Here is an 18,156-nt window from a genome sequence, read left to right as displayed (position 1 = left end):
CAAAATAGTTCTATCTATTTTTGAGACACCACACTAGCATTCGCTAGAAGAGCCTAAAAAATGCCTCTGGCGCTTACAGATAAAGCGCAAGCAGCTATCAAAATAATAGTAAAGGAACGCCATGTCCGCCCTGTTGATTGCCGGCAGCCCCTCCGAGCGCTCCCGCTCTGCCGCCTTGCTCGATGCCGTGTCGCAGCGCCTGCACGCCCGGGGCGCCCTGGTGGACCGCATCCATATCCGCGACCTGTCGCCCCAGGCCCTGCTGCTGGCCGACTTTGGGCACCCCACCGTGGTGGCCGCCTCTGACCAGGTCGCCAAGGCCCGCGTGCTGGTGGTGGCCACCCCGGTCTACAAGGCGGCCTACAGCGGCGTGCTCAAGGTGTTTCTGGATTTGCTGCCGCAAACGGCCCTGAAGGGCAAAACCGTGCTGCCCCTGGCCACGGGCGGCAGCCCGCACCACATGCTGGCGCTGGATTACGCGCTGCGGCCCGTGCTGCAGTCGCTGGGCGCCAAGCACATCCTGCCCGGCATTTACGCCACCGATTCGCAGGTCACTCTCTCGCCCGAGGGCAGCTACAGCGTGCACAGCGATGTGGCCGTGCGGCTGGACGACGCTGTGAACCTGATCATCACCGAGACCCTGCGGCCCACGCCGCCTGTGGCCGGGCGCTTCGAGCCCGTGGCCTTCTCGCAGGTGCGATGTAGCGTGTAGGGCGCAACCGGGCCTGCAGCACCAGCCGCAGGCCCCGCCCAGCCCCCATCCATTTTTTGAACCCTTCAGAGATGCCTTTTTTGCAGGGCAGGGCGCAGCTTTGCCCGTCCACACCAAGGCACTGCAACCCTTTTACCGAGAACATCGCATGACACACCGTTTTTCCCCATCCCGCCGCCAGGTTCTCGCCACTGGCATCGCATCGGGCTTGCTCGCCACCGGCCTGGCTGCCCCCGCATGGGCCCAAGCCAGCGCGGGCGCCGTGTTGCGGGTGGGCCACCAAAAAGGCTGGCTCTCCATCATCAAAGCCCGCGGCACGCTGGAACAGCGCCTGGCCCCGCTGGGCGTGAAAGTGACCTGGACGGAATTCAACGCAGGCCCCGTGCAGCTCGAAGCGCTCAACGTTGGCTCCATCGACTTTGGTGATGTGGGCGAAGCCCCGCCCATCTTTGCCCAGGCCGCCGGTGCGCCGCTGGTCTATGCCGGTGCCACCGTGCCACGCCCCGCGCTGGAGGCCGTGATCGTGCCCAGCGGCTCCGCCATCCGCAGCGTGGCGGATTTGAAGGGCAAACGCGTGGCCTACAACAAGGGCTCCAACGTGCATTACTTCCTGGTCAAGCTGCTGGAAAAGCATGGCCTGAAGTACGCCGATGTGCAGTCCGTCTTCCTGGCCCCGGCCGATGCGCGCGCCGCGTTTGAAAAAGGTGCGGTCGATGCCTGGATCATCTGGGACCCCTTCCTGGCCTCGGCCCAGAAAACGCTGGGCGCCCGCATCCTGGCCGACGCCACGGGCGTGGTCAACAACCGGGCGTACTACTTCAGCTCGCGCGACTTTGCCAGCCGCCACCCCGAAGTGCTGCGCATTGCCGTGGAAGAGATCAACGCCATCGACCGCTGGGCGTCGACGAACAAGGACGCCGCGGCCACCGAGCTGTCGGCCGTGCTGGGGCTCGATACCGCCATCACCCGCCTGTACCTGGACCGCGCCCAGTTCGGCACCGCACCCGTCACCCGCGAGATCCTGGCCGAGCAGCAAGCCATTGCCGATGCCTTCTTCGACCTGAAGCTCATCCCCAAAAAGCTCAACTTGCTGCACGCCGCGCCCGTGGGGCTGTAAGGCCCGGGCTGCGCACATCCCAAAAAGGAGTCCCCCATGACCCGACCTACCTTGAGCCCCCAGCGCCGCCGCGCGCTGCAACTGCTGGGCGTCACCGCCTTTCACTGGACCTTGGCCAGCCGCTACGCCCACGCCCAAAGCTCCACCGGGCCAGGCCCCGAGCAGTTGCGCATTGGCTACCAGAAGTCTGCCGTCAACCTTGTCATCCTCAAGCAGCAGGGCGTGCTGGAAAAGCGCTTTCCGGGCACGCGGGTGAGCTGGCTGGAATTTCCGGCCGGGCCGCAACTGCTCGAAGCCCTGTCGGTGGGCAGCCTGGAATTCGGCCTGACCGGCGATTCGCCCCCCGTGTTCGCCCAGGCCGCTGGCAAAGACCTGCTGTACGTGGGCGCCGAGCCGCCCAAGCCCGACAGCTCAGCCCTCCTAGTGCTGAAAGATTCGCCCCTGCGCACCCTGGCCGACCTGAAAGGCCGCCGCATTGCCGTGCAAAAGGGCAGCAGCGCGCACTACCTGCTGGTCAAGGCGGTAGAGCGGGCGGGGCTGCAGTGGGCCGACATCCAGCCCGTGTACCTGGCCCCGGCCGATGCCCGCGCCGCGTTCGAGCGCAAGAGCGTGGACGCCTGGGCCATCTGGGACCCGTTCTACGCCGCCACCGAACTTGCCATCCAGCCCCGAGTACTGGCCACGGGGCGCGGGGGGGCCTGTTCACCCTATTTTTGCCAGGTGCGTTGCGATGCCAAAGGGCCAGGCGCTAGGAGCCAAACGAAGCTGGGGTGCGGCCCCAGCGAGGCTTGGCAACGCCGCGGATGGCTCTTTGGCATCGCAACCCGGAGGGAAGGCTGCCCCCGCCCCGCTACTCGTCGTTGCGCTCCTAGCCAAGGCGCCCGGCCTTGGCGTCGTCACGCGCCTAGATTGGCGGGGCGGGGACAGCCTTCGCACTGGCAAAAATTGGGTGAACAGGCCCCTTGCCAGCAGCAACAACTCGTTCTACCTGGCCGCCCGTCCGTTTGTGCAGGCCCACCCGCAGGTGCTGCGCGTGCTGTTCGATGAACTCAGCCGTGCCGACCGCCTGGCGCAAGAGGCGCGCAAGGACGCCATCAAGCTCATTGCCGACTTCAGCGGGCTGGACGCGGGCGTGGTGAGCCTGTTCATCCAGCGCCGCCCCTCGTCGCCCGTGGATGTGCTTGGCCCCACCACCGTGGCCGACCAGCAGCGTGTGGCCGATGCGTTTTTCAAGCTCGGCCTCATCCCCAAACCCGTGAACGTGTCCGACATCGTGTGGCGGCCCGCCGCCCGGTCCTGATTTTTTGCTCCATCCAACGTCTCAGAGGTCTTCATGAAAATTTTCTGGTTCATCCCCACCCACGGCGACAGCCGTTACCTCGGCACCTCCAAAGGTGCGCGCCAGCTCAACCACGACTACCTCAAGCAAGTGGCCGTGGCGGCTGACAGCCTGGGCTACGAAGGTGTGCTCATCCCCACCGGTCGCTCGTGCGAAGACCCGTGGGTGGTGGCGGCGAGCCTGCTGCCCGTCACGCGCAACCTCAAGTTTCTGGTGGCCGTGCGCCCCGGCCTGCACCAGCCCGCGCTGGCGGCACGCATGGCGGCCACGTTCGACCGGCTCTCGGGCGGGCGGCTGCTCATCAACCTGGTGACGGGTGGCGACCAGGCCGAGCTGGAGGGCGACGGCGTGTTTCTGGACCACGCGACGCGCTACGAACAGTCGGCCGAGTTCATCCGCATCTGGCGCGAGATCCTCACGCGCAGCCACCGGGGGGAATCGTTCGACTACGAAGGCCAGCACCTGTCGGTCAAGGGCGCCAAGCTGCTGTTCCCGCCGCTGCAACAGCCACACCCTCCGGTGTACTTTGGTGGCTCGTCGCCCGCCGCACACGACCTGGCAGCCGAGCAGGTCGAGACCTATCTGACCTGGGGTGAACCCCCGGCCGAGGTCGCCAAGAAAGTGGTCGATGTGCGCGCCCGTGCCGCCAAGCACGGCCGCACCGTGAAGTTCGGCATCCGTCTGCACGTCATCGTGCGTGAGACGGACGAGCAGGCCTGGGCCGCAGCCGAAGAACTCATCAGCCACGTCAGCGACGACACCGTGGTGCGCGCCCAGGCCGTGTTTGCCCGCATGGATTCCGAAGGCCAGCGCCGCATGGCTGCCCTGCACGCAGGGGGGGCCAAGCGCAGCCGCAAAGACCTGGAAATCAGCCCCAACCTGTGGGCCGGTGTGGGCCTGGTGCGTGGCGGCGCAGGCTCCGCTCTGGTGGGTGACCCGCAAACGGTGGCTGCCCGCATTGAGGAATACGCCGCGCTGGGGCTGGACACGTTTGTGCTCTCGGGCTACCCGCATCTGGACGAGGCCTATCGCTTTGCCAAGCTGGTCTTCCCGCTGCTGCCCCTGCCGCTGCGCCAGCAGCTTTCCAGCGGCAACCCCTTGTTCGGCAACCCGCTGGGCGGCACACCGCTGGGGCCTTTTGGCGAAACCGTGGCCAATGACTTTGTGCCGCGCGCATCGCAAAGCTGACCTCATCAAAACAGGACGCAACGCATGACACACACCGCCAAAGAACCGCCCGTGGCATCCCTGGCCGATGCCGTGGACCTGCCCCTCAAAGCGCCCGTGCTGCCCGCCGCCGTGCTGCGCTTTGCCCGGCAACTGGCGCAGCGCCTGCTGCCCTGGGCCGTGCCCGTGGGCCTGATTGCGCTGTGGCAGGTGGCCTCGTCGCAAGGCTGGCTGTCTACCCGCGTGCTGCCCGCGCCGCTCGATGTGATCAAGGCCGCCTGGGCCCTGGCCGCCTCGGGCGAGCTGTGGACGCATGTGCGCGTCAGCGCTGGCAGGGCCTTGACCGGTCTGGCCATTGGCGGCGGCCTGGGGCTGCTGCTGGGCCTGCTCACCGGCTCGGTGCGGCTGCTGGAAACCCTGCTGGATTCCACCATCCAGATGGTGCGCAACATCCCCGCGCTGGCGCTCATCCCGCTGGTCATCCTGTGGTTTGGCATTGACGAGTCGGCCAAGCTGTTCCTCATCAGCGTGTCGGTGTTCTTCCCCATCTACCTCAACACCTTCCACGGCATCCGCAATGTGGACCCAGGCTTGATCGAGATGGGCCGCACCTATGGCCTGAGCCGCTGGCAGCTTTACAAGCAAATCATCCTGCCCGGCGCGCTCTCCAGCATCTTGGTAGGGCTGCGGTTTTCGCTGGGGCTGATGTGGGTGATTTTGATCGTGGCCGAAACCATCTCGGCGCAGGCCGGTATTGGCTACCTGACCATGAATGCGCGCGAGTTTCTGCAGACCGACATCGTGCTCGTGGGCATCTTGCTCTACGCCTTGCTGGGCAAGCTGGCTGACGTGTTTGCCAAGACGCTGGAAAGCTACTGGCTGAGATGGCACCCCGGTTATCAGGCCTGATGCTCCAACGTTTAAAAGCTCACATTTTTATAGCTGCTAGCGCTTGCTCCATAAGCGCGGGAGGGCATTTTGACTAATCATTCATCTTCACAACCCCAAGGCGTGCGCCTGGAAGTGCGTGGCGTGGACAAACGCTACGGCGCGCGCAGCGTGCTCCACAAGGCCGACCTGGTCATCGAGCCGGGCGAATTCGTCGCCATCGTGGGCCGCAGCGGCTGCGGCAAGAGCACGCTGCTGCGCCTGGTGGCGGGGCTGGAATCGGTCTCGGGCGGCACCATCCGCATCGACGGCGAGGGCGTGAGCGGCCTGAGCGACACCACCCGCATCATGTTCCAGGACTCGCGCCTGCTGCCCTGGAAGCGCGTGGCCGATAACGTGGCCCTGGGTCTGCCACCTGCGCAGCGCGGCGCAGCCGCCGACGTGCTGGCCCGCGTGGGCCTGGGCGACCGGCTGCACGAATGGCCCGCGCGCCTGTCTGGCGGCCAGCGCCAGCGCGTGGCACTGGCGCGCGCCCTGGTGCACACCCCGCGCCTGCTGCTGCTCGACGACCCCCTGGGCGCGCTGGATGCTCTCACCCTCATCGAAATGCACCGGCTGATTGAAGGGCTGTGGCGCAGCACCGGCTTCACGGCGCTGCTCGTCACCCACGACGTGCAGGAAGCCGTGGCCCTGGCCGACCGTGTGGTGCTGATCGAAGACGGCCAGATTGCGCTGGACCAGCGCATCGACCTGCCGCGCCCCCGCGTGCACGGCGATGCGGCGTTTGCGCAACTTGAAAAACGCATCCTCGACCGCGTGCTGCAAAAGCCCGACCCCGAACCCGCAGCCCCCGCAGGCTGGCCCGGCGTGCCCGCCCACGGCCTGCGCTGGGCGGTGTGAACCCCTTTCACTTTTCCCCCATCCACGGACTTTTCAAGGAGAAAACCATGTCCATCCAAGCCATCAACGTACGCAACCAGTTCAAGGGCAAAGTGCGCGAAATCATCCGCGGCGATGTCGTCTCTGAAGTCGATGTCGAAACGCCTTGGGGCGTCGTCACCTCCGTCATCACCACCCGCTCGGTAGACGACCTGGGTCTGGTGGTCGGCTCTGACGTGGTGGCGCTGGTCAAGTCGACCGAGGTGTCCATCGCCAAGCTGTGAGGGGACGCAGTCGCCAGATTTTGAATGGAAGTCAGGCTCCAGCGCTTTCTGGTCAAGCGCCAATAGCTATTATTTTGATAGCTTGCGGCGCCCCGCCTATCTGGCACGAACCCTGGGGCCATTGGCCCCAGATGCGTGCTGGCGGCCTACAATCGGCGCCATGACGACCCTCCTTGCATACACCACCGCTGTCCTGGCATCGCTGCTTTACGCAGCGGCTTGCGCGCGTGCGGCGGGCAGGAAGACTGCGCGTTGTCAGCAGACGCCAGCACATTCCTGAGCCCGGCGGCACTCTCTCTCCTCATCCTCTTTCAGCGCAACCATCCACCGCCGGGCACCAGCTTTGCGCGGTAGTGGCCGTCTGTTCCCGCTGGGCGACAGCCGCATTTGATGGAGTGCCAATTCATGCATGCAGCCGCAGTTGTTGATGATGTTGTTGTGGTTCACGGCGAGCGCACGCTCACCGATCTGGACCATTCCCGCCTGATCAGGCTGGCGGGCCACCGGCTTCCCCCCGTTCTGGATGATCTGCTGGCCCAGGCAGACATCACCAGCTCGCGCACCGTGCGCGCGGATGTGGTCACGATGTATTCGCGCGTCGAACTGTTGGATGTGCACACCCGCAGGCGCCAGGTGGTGACCCTGTGCTACCCGCAAGACGCGGAACCGGCCGCCAGTTTCATCTCGGTGCTGTCTCCTGTGGGCATCAGCCTGCTGGGGCTTCGGGAGGGGGATGTGGCCAGGTGGCAGACACCCCACGGCGAAGAATGCGCGGCCGTGATCGAGTGCATTCAGTTCCAGCCCGAGGCCTCGGGCGACTACCACACGTAGCCGCCGCTTCAGCAACTGCAGCGCCCGCTGCCGCCCGGGACCACCGTGCCCGCACTCATTGCCCTTCACGCCGGCGCCACATCAGGTGGCCGCCGCTGCACGGGTGCGCACGGCCCCATCACAACGACAACAAGGATACGCCCGCCATGACCCTTCGCTCCATCCTCGCCGTCACCGACTTTTCTTCCAAAGGCTGCCACGCCATCGCCCGCGCTGCGCTGCTGTGTGCCGAGCACCGCGCCACGTTGAAGCTGGTGTACCTGGCCCACCCCGACGAGGCGCCGCCACCGGATGCGGCCGTGCGCCTCGCGCAGCATGCGCTGCAGCTCAGGCAGCGGCACCACATCACAGTGCAGGCCGCAACCCGCATGGACCTCACGGCGGCGGATGTGGCCCGCGAAGCCGCCGATGCCGACCTGGTGGTGTGGGGCACCGCTCCGCTGCGGGGGCTGGCCGCCTGGTTCCGCACCCACCCCGCCGTGCGCATGCTGCGCGCATGCCAGCGGCCGGTGCTGGTGGTGCGCAAAGCGGCGGCACAGCCGTACCAGAGTCTTCTGGTGGCGGTGGATTTTTCGCAGGTGTCGCAGCGCCTGGTGGAACTGGGCTCTGCGCTGCAGCCGTCGGCACGCATCGAGCTGTTTCACGCCATCGACACGACCAACGAGGGCAAGCTGCGCTATGCCGAGGTGTCCGAACGCGCCATCCGCGCATACCGCGAAGAGTGCCAGCGGTTTGCGCAAGACAGGATGTTCACGCTGGCCGACTCGTATGACGCGCGCCGCAACCGTCTGTCCTCCACCATCGGCCGGGGCGACCCCGCCCGGCAGGTGGTGGTGCAGCAGCAGCACACGGCGGCCGACCTGATCGTGGTGGGCAAGCACCCGGCTTCCCTGCTGTCGGACCTGGTGTTTGAGAGCGTGGCCCATCGCATCCTGCGCCACGCGCCCACCGATGTGCTGGTGGTGCCGCATGGTTACCAGCCCGCCACCAACGCGACGCCCGCACAGCGCCTGGCCACAGACCTGCCTACGCGCCGCGTGAAGGCAGGCCAGCCCCGCCTGCCGCGCTATCCCAACCCGGCGGCGCAGATCGGGCGATCCTGATCTGTTTGTGATCTTGCCGTTGCCGTGTGGTCAAAGCGATGCATGGGGCCCGCAGCCAGCCGGCAGGCCGTCCGCGCCAAGGCCTTGATCGCCGCGGTCAACGACACGGCCGCCTGGTCGTAGCCGTGCCAGGGGCCGTTGCCGGTGCCAATCGTGGGCAAGGCCTTTGCCCCCATTCTGCAAGCCAACGGCGGCGGGGCGCTGCTCAACGTGCTGTCGGTGGCTTCGTGGATCAATGGCGGTGAACTGGCGGCGTACTCGGCCAGCAAATCGGCCGCCTGGTCGCTGACCAACGCGCTGCGCCAGGAACTGGCCGCACAAAAAACGCAGGTGCTGGGCTTGCACATGGCCTATGTCGATACCGATCTGACACGTGGCTTTGATGTGCCCAAGACCAGCCCCGAGCAGATTGTTCAGCGCGCGCTGGATGGGCTGGAGGCCGGCGCAGAAGAAGTGCTGGCCGATGAGCTGACCCAGCGCCTGAAGCAGGCCATGACGGCAGAGCGCCCCGGCTATCTGCAAGCGCAGCACGCCTGAGCCCGCGCAAGGCACCTGCGTCTGGGGCCGTGGTGCCCCAGGCGCACCCCGCAGGCGTTTTGGCCTGGCGCGAAGCCGTTATGGCCGCAGCCAGATCTTGAGCGTGACATACAGCGCGTAGCCAAACGCCAGCACGCACCACAGCAGAAAAAACACGTTGGCCCAGTACGGGCCGGCCTGTTCCGCCAGCGTGTAAATCTGCCCCGCACAGCCCTTGCCCACGCAAGGCACCTCGCCCCGCGCCAGCGCACGCAGCAGGGCAAACAGCAAATAGCAACCCACAGCGCCCAGCACCAAAAAACCCACAGGCCCCACCATGCCCTGGGTGGGCTCGCCGTTGCGGTCCCGATACTCTTGGCGGAGCAGCTTTTGGCCGTGCCGGTAAAAGACGAAGCCGACCAGCAGCATCAGTGCGTAGTACAGAAACGTGAGCATGGCGGGCTGGTGGTGTAGCGCTGCGAGGGCAGGGGGGTGGTGCCGATGGTAACTGCAGGGCCGATGTATGGGGTGGGTGTGCGCGGAGGGGGGCAAGGCTCCAGGCACAAGCAACTTAGCCCCCGCACGCTCCGGCCTCATGCATGCCCGCATGAATTTTTAATCAAATCGGCATCCAGCGCTTATCACTCAAGCGCTGGATGCTATCTATTTGGTAGCGGTGGACAGTGTGGTGCTGGCGGGCAGGCAGCCTGCAAAGCCCTGCGGCCCGGGGGCAGACACCTCGGTCAGCGCCAGCTCGTCCATGCGGTCGTTCTGGCCCGGTATCTTGGTCAGCCGCTGCCCGTTTTGCCAGCGCCACTGCTGGCCGTCAAAGCTGTAGACGAAGGTGTGCGTGCGGTTGGAAAGCAGGTGCGCCGGGGTGAGGGTGATGGCCTGGGCTTCCGCCTCTGTCGCAGCGGTGGCGCGTGCCTCGTTGTCCTTGATGACGATCTTGCCCACAAACGGCGTCACGGCCGATTCAGTGGCCATCACCTCCGGCTGTACCTGGGCCGGGCTGTAACCCGTTTTCGTCCAGACGCTGTTCCCCGCAATATCGGCCTTGCCCACATGCGGCGTGCGTGCCGCCACAAACTGCGTGCCCGCCTGCACCAGCGTGGCAAAGCTTTCGTTGGCCTGCTGTGTGGCAGCGGCTGGCTGCTGGGGGGCAGACTGCGGCTTGCACGCGGCCAGTGCGGCGCAGGCGGCTGCCAGGCACAGGGCCGTGCGCAGGCGCGTAGCGGGGTGTTGGTGCACAGCGGGTTGTAGGTGCAGAGACTGGTGCCTCATGGTGCCAGCCGCTCGCGCACCCAGTCGGTGCCGTCCAGCCGGTAGCGCAGGCGGTCGTGCAGGCGGCTCTTGCGGCCTTGCCAAAACTCCCACTGGTCGGGCTTCAGGCGGTAGCCGCCCCAGTGCGGTGGGCGCGGGGGCTTCAGCATGAACTGCGCGCCGTATTTGGCCGCATTGGCCACCAGCACGCCGCGCCCCGCAATCACCTGGCTTTGCGGGCTGGCCCAGGCGCCAATGCGCGAATCGAGCGGGCGGCTGTGGAAGTATTCGTCGCTTTCCTCGTCGCTCACCTTTTCCACCACGCCTTCAATGCGCACCACGCGCTCCAGCTCCACCCAATGGAACTGGATGGCGGCGTAGGGGTTGCCCGCCAGTTGGCGGCCCTTGCGGCTGTCGTAGTTGGTAAACCAGACAATGCCGCGCTCGTCATAGCCCTTGATCAGCACGATGCGCGTGCTGGGCCGCATATCGCTGCCCACCGTGGCCAGCGTCATGGCGTTGGGCTCCGGCACTTCGGCGCTGATGGCTTCTTTCAGCCATTGGTCAAACTGTTGCAGGGGGGCGGCGTGCGAAGCGTCTTCGTTCAGCTCGGCACGCTCGTAGCTCTTGCGAAGGTCTGCGATGGATGTGGTCATCCCGCCATTGTGCAATGCACGCGCCCGCCCAGCGCTGCGCTGGGGCAAGGGCAGGGCAGGGAATGGACCCTGCGCAATCTCGACTGCCAGCAGAAAAACGCTGGTTCGGATTTAATCCCGCCACTGTTTTGCCGCCCAGCCGCATGGCTGTGCGCTGACTCCTGATCCCCCACCGGAGAACCCCACGATGCCCACCTTGAACATCAACGGCAAAGATACTGCCGTCAACGCCGACGACTCCACCCCCATCCTCTGGGCCTTGCGCGACACGTTGGGCATGACCGGCACCAAGTTTGGCTGCGGCCAGGCGCTGTGCGGGGCCTGCACCGTGCACCTGAACGGCGCGCCCGTGCGCTCGTGCGTCACTCCCATCTCGGCCGCCGTGGGCCAGAAGATCACCACCATCGAAGCCATTGCCGCCGATGACAAGGTGGGCAAGGCCGTGCATGCCGCCTGGGTGAAACACGACGTGGCCCAGTGCGGCTACTGCCAAAGCGGCCAGATCATGAGCGCCACCGCGCTGCTCAAGGGCAAGAAGAAACCCACCGACGCCGACATCGACGCCGCCATGGCGGGCAACGTGTGCCGCTGCGGCACCTACGTGCGCATACGCGCCGCCATCCACGACGCCGCCAAGTCTTTGGCCTGATCGGTTCAAAAAAACTCTTCTGGCGTCGTTGCTGCGTCTTGTCGTACTGGTAGTACTGCCTGCGACACAGCGCCTAGCCAGAACCGCTTCGCTGAGTTTTTTTGCCCCGCTCTCCACATCCAACCCCCTCCCAAGAACACCGAGCAGGAGAACACCATGCATTTCGACGCTCAAACCGCCCGCGCCCACATGCCAAAAGGCCTGGTAGCGCTGATGGATCAAGCGCAAGGCGCTATCAATACCGAAGCAAATGCCGCCGCCACCGAAGGCGTGGCACGCCGCACCTTCCTCAAGGCCGCAGCCGCATCCGGCTTTGCGCTGGGGGCTTACCCGCTGGTGGCCACCGCTCAAGGTGCAGGCACAGCGCCTGCCGGGCTCAAGCCTTTCGAGCAGCCTTCGGCCTTTGTGCGCATTGACACCGATGGCACCGTCACCGTCACCATCAACCGCCTGGACTTTGGCCAGGGCGTGCAAACCGGCCTGCCCATGATCCTGGCCGAAGAGCTGGACGCTGACTGGAGCAAAGTGCGCAGCGTGCACGGCGACGCCAACCCCGCCTATGCCGACCCGGCCTTTGGCATGCACCTCACGGGCGGCTCCAACTCTCTCAAAAACTCGTACACCCAGTACCGCGAGCTGGGTGCCCGCACCCGCGCCATGCTCGTGTCTGCCGCTGCCGCGCAATGGGGTGTGGACGCATCCACCCTGCGCACCAACGCAGGCTTTGTGGTGGGCCCCGGCGGCAAAAAGCTGGCCTACGGCGCGCTGGCCGAGGCCGCCATGCAGCAGCCCGTGCCCGAGAAGGTCACCCTCAAAGACCCCAAGCAGTTCCGCATCATCGGCAAGCCCACCACGCGGCTTGATGCCCAGGCCAAATCCAGCGGCCAGCAAGACTACGGCATTGACGTGCGCCTGCCCGGCATGCTCACGGCCGTGGTGGCCCGCCCACCCGTGTTTGGTGCAAAGCTCAAGTCGCTGGACGACAGCACCGCCAAAGCCATCAAGGGCGTGAAAGCCGTGCTGCGCGTGCCCACCGACCGCGGCGGCGAAGGCGTGGCCATCATTGCCGAAGGCTACTGGCCCGCCAAGCAGGGGCGCGATGCGCTCAAGGTGGAATGGGACACGGTCAGCGTGGAGAAACCCGACACCGCCCAGTTGCTCACCCAGTACCGCGCTCTGGCCCAAAAAACCGGCGCCATCGCCATCCCCGCCGATGTGGCCGCGCTGGCCAATGCGCCGCAAAAAATCAGCGCCGAGTTCACCTTCCCCTACCTGGCACACGCGCCCATGGAGCCGCTGAACTGCACCGTGAAGCTCGATGGCGATAAGGCCGAGCTGTGGATGGGCACCCAGATGCCTGGCCTGGACGCCATGGCCGCCGCCAAGGTGCTGGGCGTGCAGCCCCAAAACGTGAAGGTGCACACCCAGATGGCCGGTGGCGGCTTTGGCCGCCGCGCCATCCCCACCAGCGACTACGTGGTCGAAGCCTGCGGCGTGGCCAAGGCCGCGCGCACCGCAGGCATCACCGCCCCCGTGCGCACCCTGTGGAGCCGCGAGGACGACATCAAAGGCGGCTACTACCGCCCCATGCACGTGCACCGCGCCGAGATCGGCTTCGACGCCCAGGGCAACATCCTGGCGTGGGACCACGTCATCGTCGGCCAGTCCATCGTCAAAGGCACACCGTTTGAAGCCTTCATGATCAAAAACGGCGTGGATTCCACGGCGGTGGAGGGCATGAAAGAGCCCTACAACATCCCCATGCGCCTCTCGGTACACCACCCACAGGTCAACGTGCCCGTGCTGTGGTGGCGCAGCGTGGGCAGCACCCACACCGCCTACGCCATGGAAACCCTGCTGGACGAAGTGGCGCGTGCGACGAAGCAAGACCCCGTGGCCTACCGCCTGCGCCTGATGGGTGACAAGCACCCCCGCCACAAGGCTGCCCTGCAACTGGCGGTGGACCAATCCGGCTACGGCAAAAAGAAACTCGCCGCAGGCCGCGCCTGGGGCGTGGCGGTGCACGAGTCGTTCAGCTCCGTGGTTGCGTACGTGGTGGAAGCCTCCGTCAGCAAAGACGGCACGCCCAAGCTGCACAGCGTGACCGCTGGCGTGCACTGCAATCTGGCCGTCAACCCCAAGAGCGTGGAAGCCCAGGTGCAGGGCGGAGCGCTGATGGGCCTGTCGATGTGCCTGCCCGGTGCCGCCATCACCTTGAAGGACGGCGTGGTGGAGCAAAGCAACTTCGGCGACTTCGCCGTGCCCCGCATCACCGACATGCCCCAGGTGGCCGTGCACATCGTGCCAAGCGCCGAACCACCTACCGGCATGGGCGAGCCTGGGTTGCCACCGCTGGCACCTGCGTTTGCGAATGCGGTGGCGCGGTTGACGGGCAAGACGCCGAGGGAGTTGCCGTTTAAGTTGGCTTGATCGGGTTGGATGAAACTAGAGCGCCGGGTTTGAAAAAGCCCGGCGCTTTTTTTATGGCTTATTCGGGTGCGCCAGTTCGCTGAAGTAATTCCCTGGGGAAAGGGTCTGAGGAGACTAGTCAAGCTGACGTGACCTCGACGAGCTTGCCGGCCTGATCAGCCCGCTTTGTCGAGAGTCCCAACACTGCGAAGTGATTGGCGCTGGGCGTAGGTCTCCGCGACAAAGTCAATGAAGGCTACAGCAGACGCTACCGCCAATCGGGCGTGCCTCGGTTGCAAGCCGCGATGCTGTCCGTCCCGGCCATGCCCGGTGCCGTACAACCCGCGGAGCTGGGCCAAGTTGTTGGTAAGCTGGGTCAGATTGCGCAGGATCAGTCGGATGTTGTCTGCCCCCTTAGTCTCGTCGGTGATGCCCTCAGGTACAAGTTGAAGCTCCTTAGTCACCTTCTTTGTGAGCTCACCCAAGTCTTCTGACTTCGTGAAAAGCACACCGCGCTTATTCAGTAGCGACTTGCAGCAGGACTCAACCAGCTCCTTCGCTGTGCCGATCGCAAGCGCTGGATCTCGATCAACAGCCTGCTCCAGACGCTCGATCTCTTTGGCCATCCATCCCGCATCCAGCGCATCGGCAACTGTTCTGGCTCGCATTACCGCCCGGGCTGTCTGATTTCGCAGCGGGCGGTATGAAAAGCGCGGGCGGCCCGCGATGAACTCTTCTTCAATGATCTCCCAACCAGTCTGACGCAGTTGGTCGTTGAAGTGGCTCACCAGCTTGATAGCCTCGTCACGATTTGGCCGAACCACCGGGTGCACGATCTCGCACAGGAAACGCAGGAAGGCCTCGGGTGGGCCCTCGAGCAATCGGAAGCGATCGTCCGTGTAGACCCAGTCGCTTTCCCAGTCGTCGTTGCTGAAGCGGTGCTGCCATATGTCTCCGGCGGCATCCTTATATCGTGAGTCATTGGAGGGGAGACTCTTGAGGTTGTATAGCCGGCTGAGGAATTCGACGTCGTCGAGGGTACCGAACCAAGCAACTCTCTCCAGCCTAAGACCGTCGACGATGTTCTGTCGAATCTGGCGCGGCAACGCGATATCCTTTTGAAGTGCATCTATATGCACATCGGTGCGCCAATCGGACCGTGTCGCTTTCGCGGGCACAAAGCGGACTGAGTACCAGTCCTGTGTCTCCGGCTCGAGGACGGTCTTCAGTCGTGCGGCGATCTGCTCTTCCACCTGACTGCGGCGTGGTCCCAAACTCGCAAACTCAGAAGATGGCAGCTCAAGACGCACCTCGTAGAGGTCCGTGCCCCCGTTCCAGTTGTCGTATCCCACTTGCTCGATGCTCGCCGGGCAACGGCGCAGAAGTGCGGCTGCTTCATCGAGATAGCAGGTCGTGCACGGTAGCGAGTGTCTGTTCAAGTGTGTCCATGTCTTATCCCTGTTTAGCTCTAAGTGCTTCGTCTGGTTCTTATATCCGGCCGCACGCACACTTGCCTCCTTCCATGTCACTTTGGTAGCTACCCTAGGCATTCGAATCTGAATGACTTAGTCCAGCCTAGAGCGGCTTAATCCATCTATTTCTACGCACCTTGCTGATCTGAAAACAAAAACGTTTTCACTGCTGCGTGTGGACATCAAGCAAATCGGTGCACTACCGATTTTTTAGATTACAGAGATGATTTTGACTACCAAGGCACGTTATGGGCAGTCGCCAATTGCTGGTGTCACTCCGTATATTTGGCTGCGCTTAATCCTTGAGGTTCACGCCCAAATCACCCAGCTTTTTCGCAAATGAGTCCCTGCGTTTCGCCGCCTTGGCCGCAGTTTCGGTGGCGGCTTGGATGGCCTTGGGGCCTTTATTGGCAGCCGCTTTGATCAACCCAAACTTGTGGGCGGCATCTGTCTCGGCCCGCTTGAACGTGGCAATCAGTTCAGCATGGGCAATGGGTAGATTCACAGTGGCTCCCCTATCAATCAGCGTCGTGATTCTTAAATTTGGACGTTGGTGCGAAGCAAGGCGGTTCTCAGTTCGCGAGTGGCGGGTTTGGCAATATCCACCTTTTGCACCGCCAGGTCGAATGAAGAGCCGGGCTTGATGCTAGTGGGCAGTATCTTTTTGGCTGGCAGCTTGGCGGGGTAGGTGCCTTTAGCCGGACACATGCGAACGGAAAACCCGAATTCGTCGAGTAGGCCTTTCGCATACAGCTCCGCCAATTGGTGAAACGATACGAAGGTGGAGCGTTTCACGTCTTTGAATCCGGGCTGGCTGACGTCGCGAACGAGCTCGAATTTGCCCAGCGAGTCGCGCTGTGTATCGGTAAAAGGATGCAGCAAGAAAGTCTGACGAACGCCATCCTTTTTGGACACCACAGTGTGCTCGACGGCTATATCGGTTAACAGCATATTTTTCTATCTCCGCGAGTTGCAGTTTGCACGGCGGCATCAGTCGGCGTACCGCCCAAAGTCGCAGATTTTGTTTTCAAACCCCGTCACCGAGGTGCGCGATGCGGGCAAAAATCACCCGAAGGGCGAGGACTGTAACTGAAGGGCCGCCAATGGGCGATCCGCGTTGTATGGCAAACCGACCGCTTCGGATTGACAACTGCTGGCTCATGGAAAGCGGGCAAAAGCCCGAAAGCTGTCTGAAAGCCGCATGGAGTCGTTCTTGGCGCTGTGGCCAGTGGGGTGCAAAGATACTGGGCTGGTCGCGGCGCAGTTTGCCGGCCACATCACAGCCGTTGCCGCGCAGCGATGCCATGATCTGACTTGCCTTCAAATCCAGCATTCCCTCATCCACTCCATGTATCTCACCCCACTCACCGTCCTCATCCTCGCCTCGGGCCGTGGCGAGCGTTTCAAAGCGTCGGGCGGCAGCGTTCACAAATTGCAGGCCTTGCTGGCGGGCAAGCCGGTGTTGCAACACACGCTGGACGCCGTGCGCGACAGCGGCTTGCCGTGGCATGTGGAGGATGCAGGGCACCCTGGCATGGGCGATTCGATTGCCGCCGCTGTGCGTCACACGTCCAACGCTGCTGGCTGGCTGGTGTTGCCGGGCGATTTGCCGCTGGTGCAGCCCACCACGCTGCAGACCATGGCGCAGGTGCTGCTGGATCAACGGACCGTGGTGGCGTGGCCGGAGTTTGCGGGCGAGCGGGGGCACCCTGTGGCGTTTGGAGGGGATTGCCTGCCTGACTTGTTGGCTTTGCAAGGCGAAAAAGGCGCTGCGCCGGTGGTGCGCAAGTGGGCAGAGCAGGGGCGGGGGCTGGCTGTGCCGGTGCAGGACGAAGGCGTGGTTACGGACATTGATACCGTGGATGCGCTGGCGCGGGCCGAGGCGCTTTGGCGCCAACGCCAGGCTGCGGGGTGATCAACCCCTAGGCCCGTGGCAGGCACTGCTGCCATCAAGGTTCTGGCATATCAAAAAAGCCGCTGTGGTTGCAGCGGCTTTTTGCTTGGTAGGGCAGCAGCGCGGCCCAAAGACCGTTGCCATGCGCAAGGCGTGCTGGGTTTATTTGGCCGTAATCACCGCGCAGGCCAGTCGGGGCCCGGCGTTGCCGGTGGGTTGGGTGGTGTAGTCGTCGGGGTCGCGGTGCACGATGAGGCCCTTGCCCACGATGTTGTTGGCGGTGCTGCCCACGCGAATGCTGCGTGATTCAAATTGGAAGCTGACGGTGCCGTTGGCATCGGCCTTCAGGCTGGGCAGGTCGCCGGTGTGGTGATCCCCCTTGCCGTGGTGGCCATGGGGTTTGCCGCCGGGGTTGAAGTGGCCGCCGGCGCTCATGCCGTCGCCGCTGCTGCAGTCGCCTTTTTCGTGAATGTGAAAGCCATGTTCGGCACCGGGCTTGAGGCCGGTGATGGTGCCTGACACCTTCACCACATCACCCGTTTGCGCAAACTGCACGGTGCCTGCGGTGGTGTTACCCCGGGTGGGCTGCAACTGTGCGGTGGCCGTGGGGCCTGCGTTGTAGCTGGCGCAGCCTGCCAGCGCGGCCACGGCGGTAGCTGCCAAGACAAAGCGAAGATTCATCACATGCTCCTGGAGTGAAGGGAAGGGGTGGGCCGCCGCTTGCGTTGTGATGGGCGCTGGGCAGCCGCAAGGCCATGGTACGCACGGCTGGTGCATTGTGGGTAGGGGTGGGCCACAAAGCCGGTGGCAAGAGGTGTGGAAATGTTTTGAATACTGTATAAAAATAAGGGGTATCTATTTAGCTCCAGTGGCATCAGAATAGCTGGATGGAAACCCAGATGCTAACGCCAACTCCTGGACAGGACTACCCCCGCACCTGGAACGAATTTCTTGACTGGTTTGCCACCGAAGAGGCT

The 18,156-nt window shown here is 64.3% G+C and carries 20 protein-coding genes and 2 pseudogenes; 14 read left to right on the top strand and 8 right to left on the bottom strand.

The window, feature by feature from the left end; genetic code table 11:
- Positions 1-121 precede the first annotated feature (121 nt).
- The 11 genes and pseudogenes from ssuE to AADJ04_RS13700 form a co-directional block, all read left to right on the top strand.
- Entirely contained in the window at positions 122-712 is a 591-nt protein-coding gene (gene ssuE / locus AADJ04_RS13750; RefSeq protein ID WP_312782147.1) for an NADPH-dependent FMN reductase, read from the top strand.
- Positions 713-860: 148 nt separating this feature from the next.
- Complete coding sequence (locus tag AADJ04_RS13745; RefSeq protein WP_341239958.1) at positions 861-1,829, top strand: sulfonate ABC transporter substrate-binding protein; 969 nt, start codon at positions 861-863, stop codon at positions 1,827-1,829.
- Positions 1,830-1,865: 36 nt separating this feature from the next.
- Positions 1,866-2,876 (top strand): aliphatic sulfonate ABC transporter substrate-binding protein, encoded by a 1,011-nt coding sequence (locus AADJ04_RS13740; protein ID WP_341239957.1) that lies wholly within the window; start codon positions 1,866-1,868, stop codon positions 2,874-2,876.
- Positions 2,797-3,129: pseudogene (locus AADJ04_RS13735) on the top strand (aliphatic sulfonate ABC transporter substrate-binding protein); the annotation flags it as partial. The gene AADJ04_RS13740 and the pseudogene AADJ04_RS13735, both read left to right, overlap by 80 nt.
- 33 nt (positions 3,130-3,162) lie before the next feature.
- Positions 3,163-4,356 (top strand): FMNH2-dependent alkanesulfonate monooxygenase, encoded by a 1,194-nt coding sequence (ssuD, locus tag AADJ04_RS13730; protein WP_341239956.1) that lies wholly within the window; start codon positions 3,163-3,165, stop codon positions 4,354-4,356.
- A gap of 24 nt (positions 4,357-4,380) precedes the next feature.
- The gene (gene ssuC, locus AADJ04_RS13725; protein ID WP_341239955.1) at positions 4,381-5,244 is read left to right on the top strand and encodes an aliphatic sulfonate ABC transporter permease SsuC; all 864 of its coding nucleotides are present in this window, start codon (positions 4,381-4,383) and stop codon (positions 5,242-5,244) included.
- A 66-nt stretch (positions 5,245-5,310) separates the two neighbouring features.
- Positions 5,311-6,123, top strand: a complete 813-nt coding sequence (locus AADJ04_RS13720) for an ATP-binding cassette domain-containing protein (RefSeq protein ID WP_341239959.1) — start codon at positions 5,311-5,313, stop codon at positions 6,121-6,123.
- 47 nt (positions 6,124-6,170) lie between these two features.
- Positions 6,171-6,386 carry a molybdopterin-binding protein gene (locus AADJ04_RS13715; protein WP_010461298.1) on the top strand — a complete coding sequence of 72 codons (216 nt, stop codon included), beginning with the start codon at positions 6,171-6,173 and terminating at the stop codon, positions 6,384-6,386.
- A gap of 405 nt (positions 6,387-6,791) precedes the next feature.
- On the top strand, positions 6,792-7,217 hold the full coding sequence (locus AADJ04_RS13710) for a GreA/GreB family elongation factor (protein ID WP_341239954.1): 426 nt from the start codon (positions 6,792-6,794) through the stop codon (positions 7,215-7,217).
- A 146-nt stretch (positions 7,218-7,363) separates the two neighbouring features.
- On the top strand, positions 7,364-8,320 hold the full coding sequence (locus tag AADJ04_RS13705; RefSeq protein ID WP_341239953.1) for a universal stress protein: 957 nt from the start codon (positions 7,364-7,366) through the stop codon (positions 8,318-8,320).
- A gap of 159 nt (positions 8,321-8,479) precedes the next feature.
- Positions 8,480-8,857: pseudogene (locus AADJ04_RS13700) on the top strand (SDR family NAD(P)-dependent oxidoreductase); the annotation flags it as partial.
- A gap of 78 nt (positions 8,858-8,935) precedes the next feature.
- Here the strand turns inward: AADJ04_RS13700 and AADJ04_RS13695 are convergent.
- From AADJ04_RS13695 to pdxH, 3 genes are all read right to left on the bottom strand, one after another.
- Positions 8,936-9,292, bottom strand: a complete 357-nt coding sequence (locus tag AADJ04_RS13695) for a hypothetical protein (protein ID WP_341239952.1) — start codon at positions 9,290-9,292, stop codon at positions 8,936-8,938.
- Between the two features lie 207 nt (positions 9,293-9,499).
- Positions 9,500-10,087, bottom strand: a complete 588-nt coding sequence (locus tag AADJ04_RS13690; RefSeq protein ID WP_341239951.1) for a hypothetical protein — start codon at positions 10,085-10,087, stop codon at positions 9,500-9,502.
- A 29-nt stretch (positions 10,088-10,116) separates the two neighbouring features.
- Complete coding sequence (gene pdxH / locus AADJ04_RS13685) at positions 10,117-10,755, bottom strand: pyridoxamine 5'-phosphate oxidase (RefSeq protein WP_066694213.1); 639 nt, start codon at positions 10,753-10,755, stop codon at positions 10,117-10,119.
- 187 nt (positions 10,756-10,942) lie between these two features.
- Between pdxH and AADJ04_RS13680 the strand changes: the two genes are divergently transcribed.
- Positions 10,943-11,404 carry a (2Fe-2S)-binding protein gene (locus tag AADJ04_RS13680; RefSeq protein WP_066694216.1) on the top strand — a complete coding sequence of 154 codons (462 nt, stop codon included), beginning with the start codon at positions 10,943-10,945 and terminating at the stop codon, positions 11,402-11,404.
- Between the two features lie 156 nt (positions 11,405-11,560).
- Positions 11,561-13,834, top strand: coding sequence for a xanthine dehydrogenase family protein molybdopterin-binding subunit (locus AADJ04_RS13675; RefSeq protein ID WP_341239950.1), 2,274 nt, complete (start codon positions 11,561-11,563; stop codon positions 13,832-13,834).
- 155 nt (positions 13,835-13,989) lie between these two features.
- Here the strand turns inward: AADJ04_RS13675 and AADJ04_RS13670 are convergent, their stop codons facing one another.
- The 4 genes from AADJ04_RS13670 to AADJ04_RS13655 all read right to left on the bottom strand — a co-directional run bounded on the left by AADJ04_RS13670 (position 13,990) and on the right by AADJ04_RS13655 (position 16,618).
- Positions 13,990-15,165: an abortive infection family protein gene (locus AADJ04_RS13670; protein WP_341239949.1), complete on the bottom strand. Its 1,176-nt coding sequence runs from the start codon at positions 15,163-15,165 to the stop codon at positions 13,990-13,992.
- Positions 15,166-15,580: 415 nt separating this feature from the next.
- Positions 15,581-15,790 (bottom strand): hypothetical protein, encoded by a 210-nt coding sequence (locus AADJ04_RS13665; RefSeq protein WP_341239948.1) that lies wholly within the window; start codon positions 15,788-15,790, stop codon positions 15,581-15,583.
- 32 nt (positions 15,791-15,822) lie between these two features.
- Positions 15,823-16,236: a hypothetical protein gene (locus AADJ04_RS13660; RefSeq protein ID WP_044400518.1), complete on the bottom strand. Its 414-nt coding sequence runs from the start codon at positions 16,234-16,236 to the stop codon at positions 15,823-15,825.
- A 76-nt stretch (positions 16,237-16,312) separates the two neighbouring features.
- Positions 16,313-16,618 carry a hypothetical protein gene (locus AADJ04_RS13655; protein ID WP_341239947.1) on the bottom strand — a complete coding sequence of 102 codons (306 nt, stop codon included), beginning with the start codon at positions 16,616-16,618 and terminating at the stop codon, positions 16,313-16,315.
- A gap of 15 nt (positions 16,619-16,633) precedes the next feature.
- On the opposite strand from AADJ04_RS13655, the gene AADJ04_RS13650 reads away from it, so the two are divergent.
- On the top strand, positions 16,634-17,200 hold the full coding sequence (locus AADJ04_RS13650; RefSeq protein WP_341239946.1) for a nucleotidyltransferase family protein: 567 nt from the start codon (positions 16,634-16,636) through the stop codon (positions 17,198-17,200).
- 141 nt (positions 17,201-17,341) lie between these two features.
- On the opposite strand, the gene AADJ04_RS13645 is transcribed toward AADJ04_RS13650, so the two are convergent.
- Positions 17,342-17,860, bottom strand: coding sequence for a superoxide dismutase family protein (locus tag AADJ04_RS13645; protein ID WP_341239945.1), 519 nt, complete (start codon positions 17,858-17,860; stop codon positions 17,342-17,344).
- Between the last annotated feature and the right edge of the window lie 296 nt (positions 17,861-18,156).

Source organism: uncultured Acidovorax sp., from assembly GCF_964021665.1.
GTDB classification, from domain to species: Bacteria; Pseudomonadota; Gammaproteobacteria; order Burkholderiales; family Burkholderiaceae_C; genus Acidovorax; species Acidovorax temperans.
This window is presented reverse-complemented; position numbering and strand designations above follow the sequence as displayed.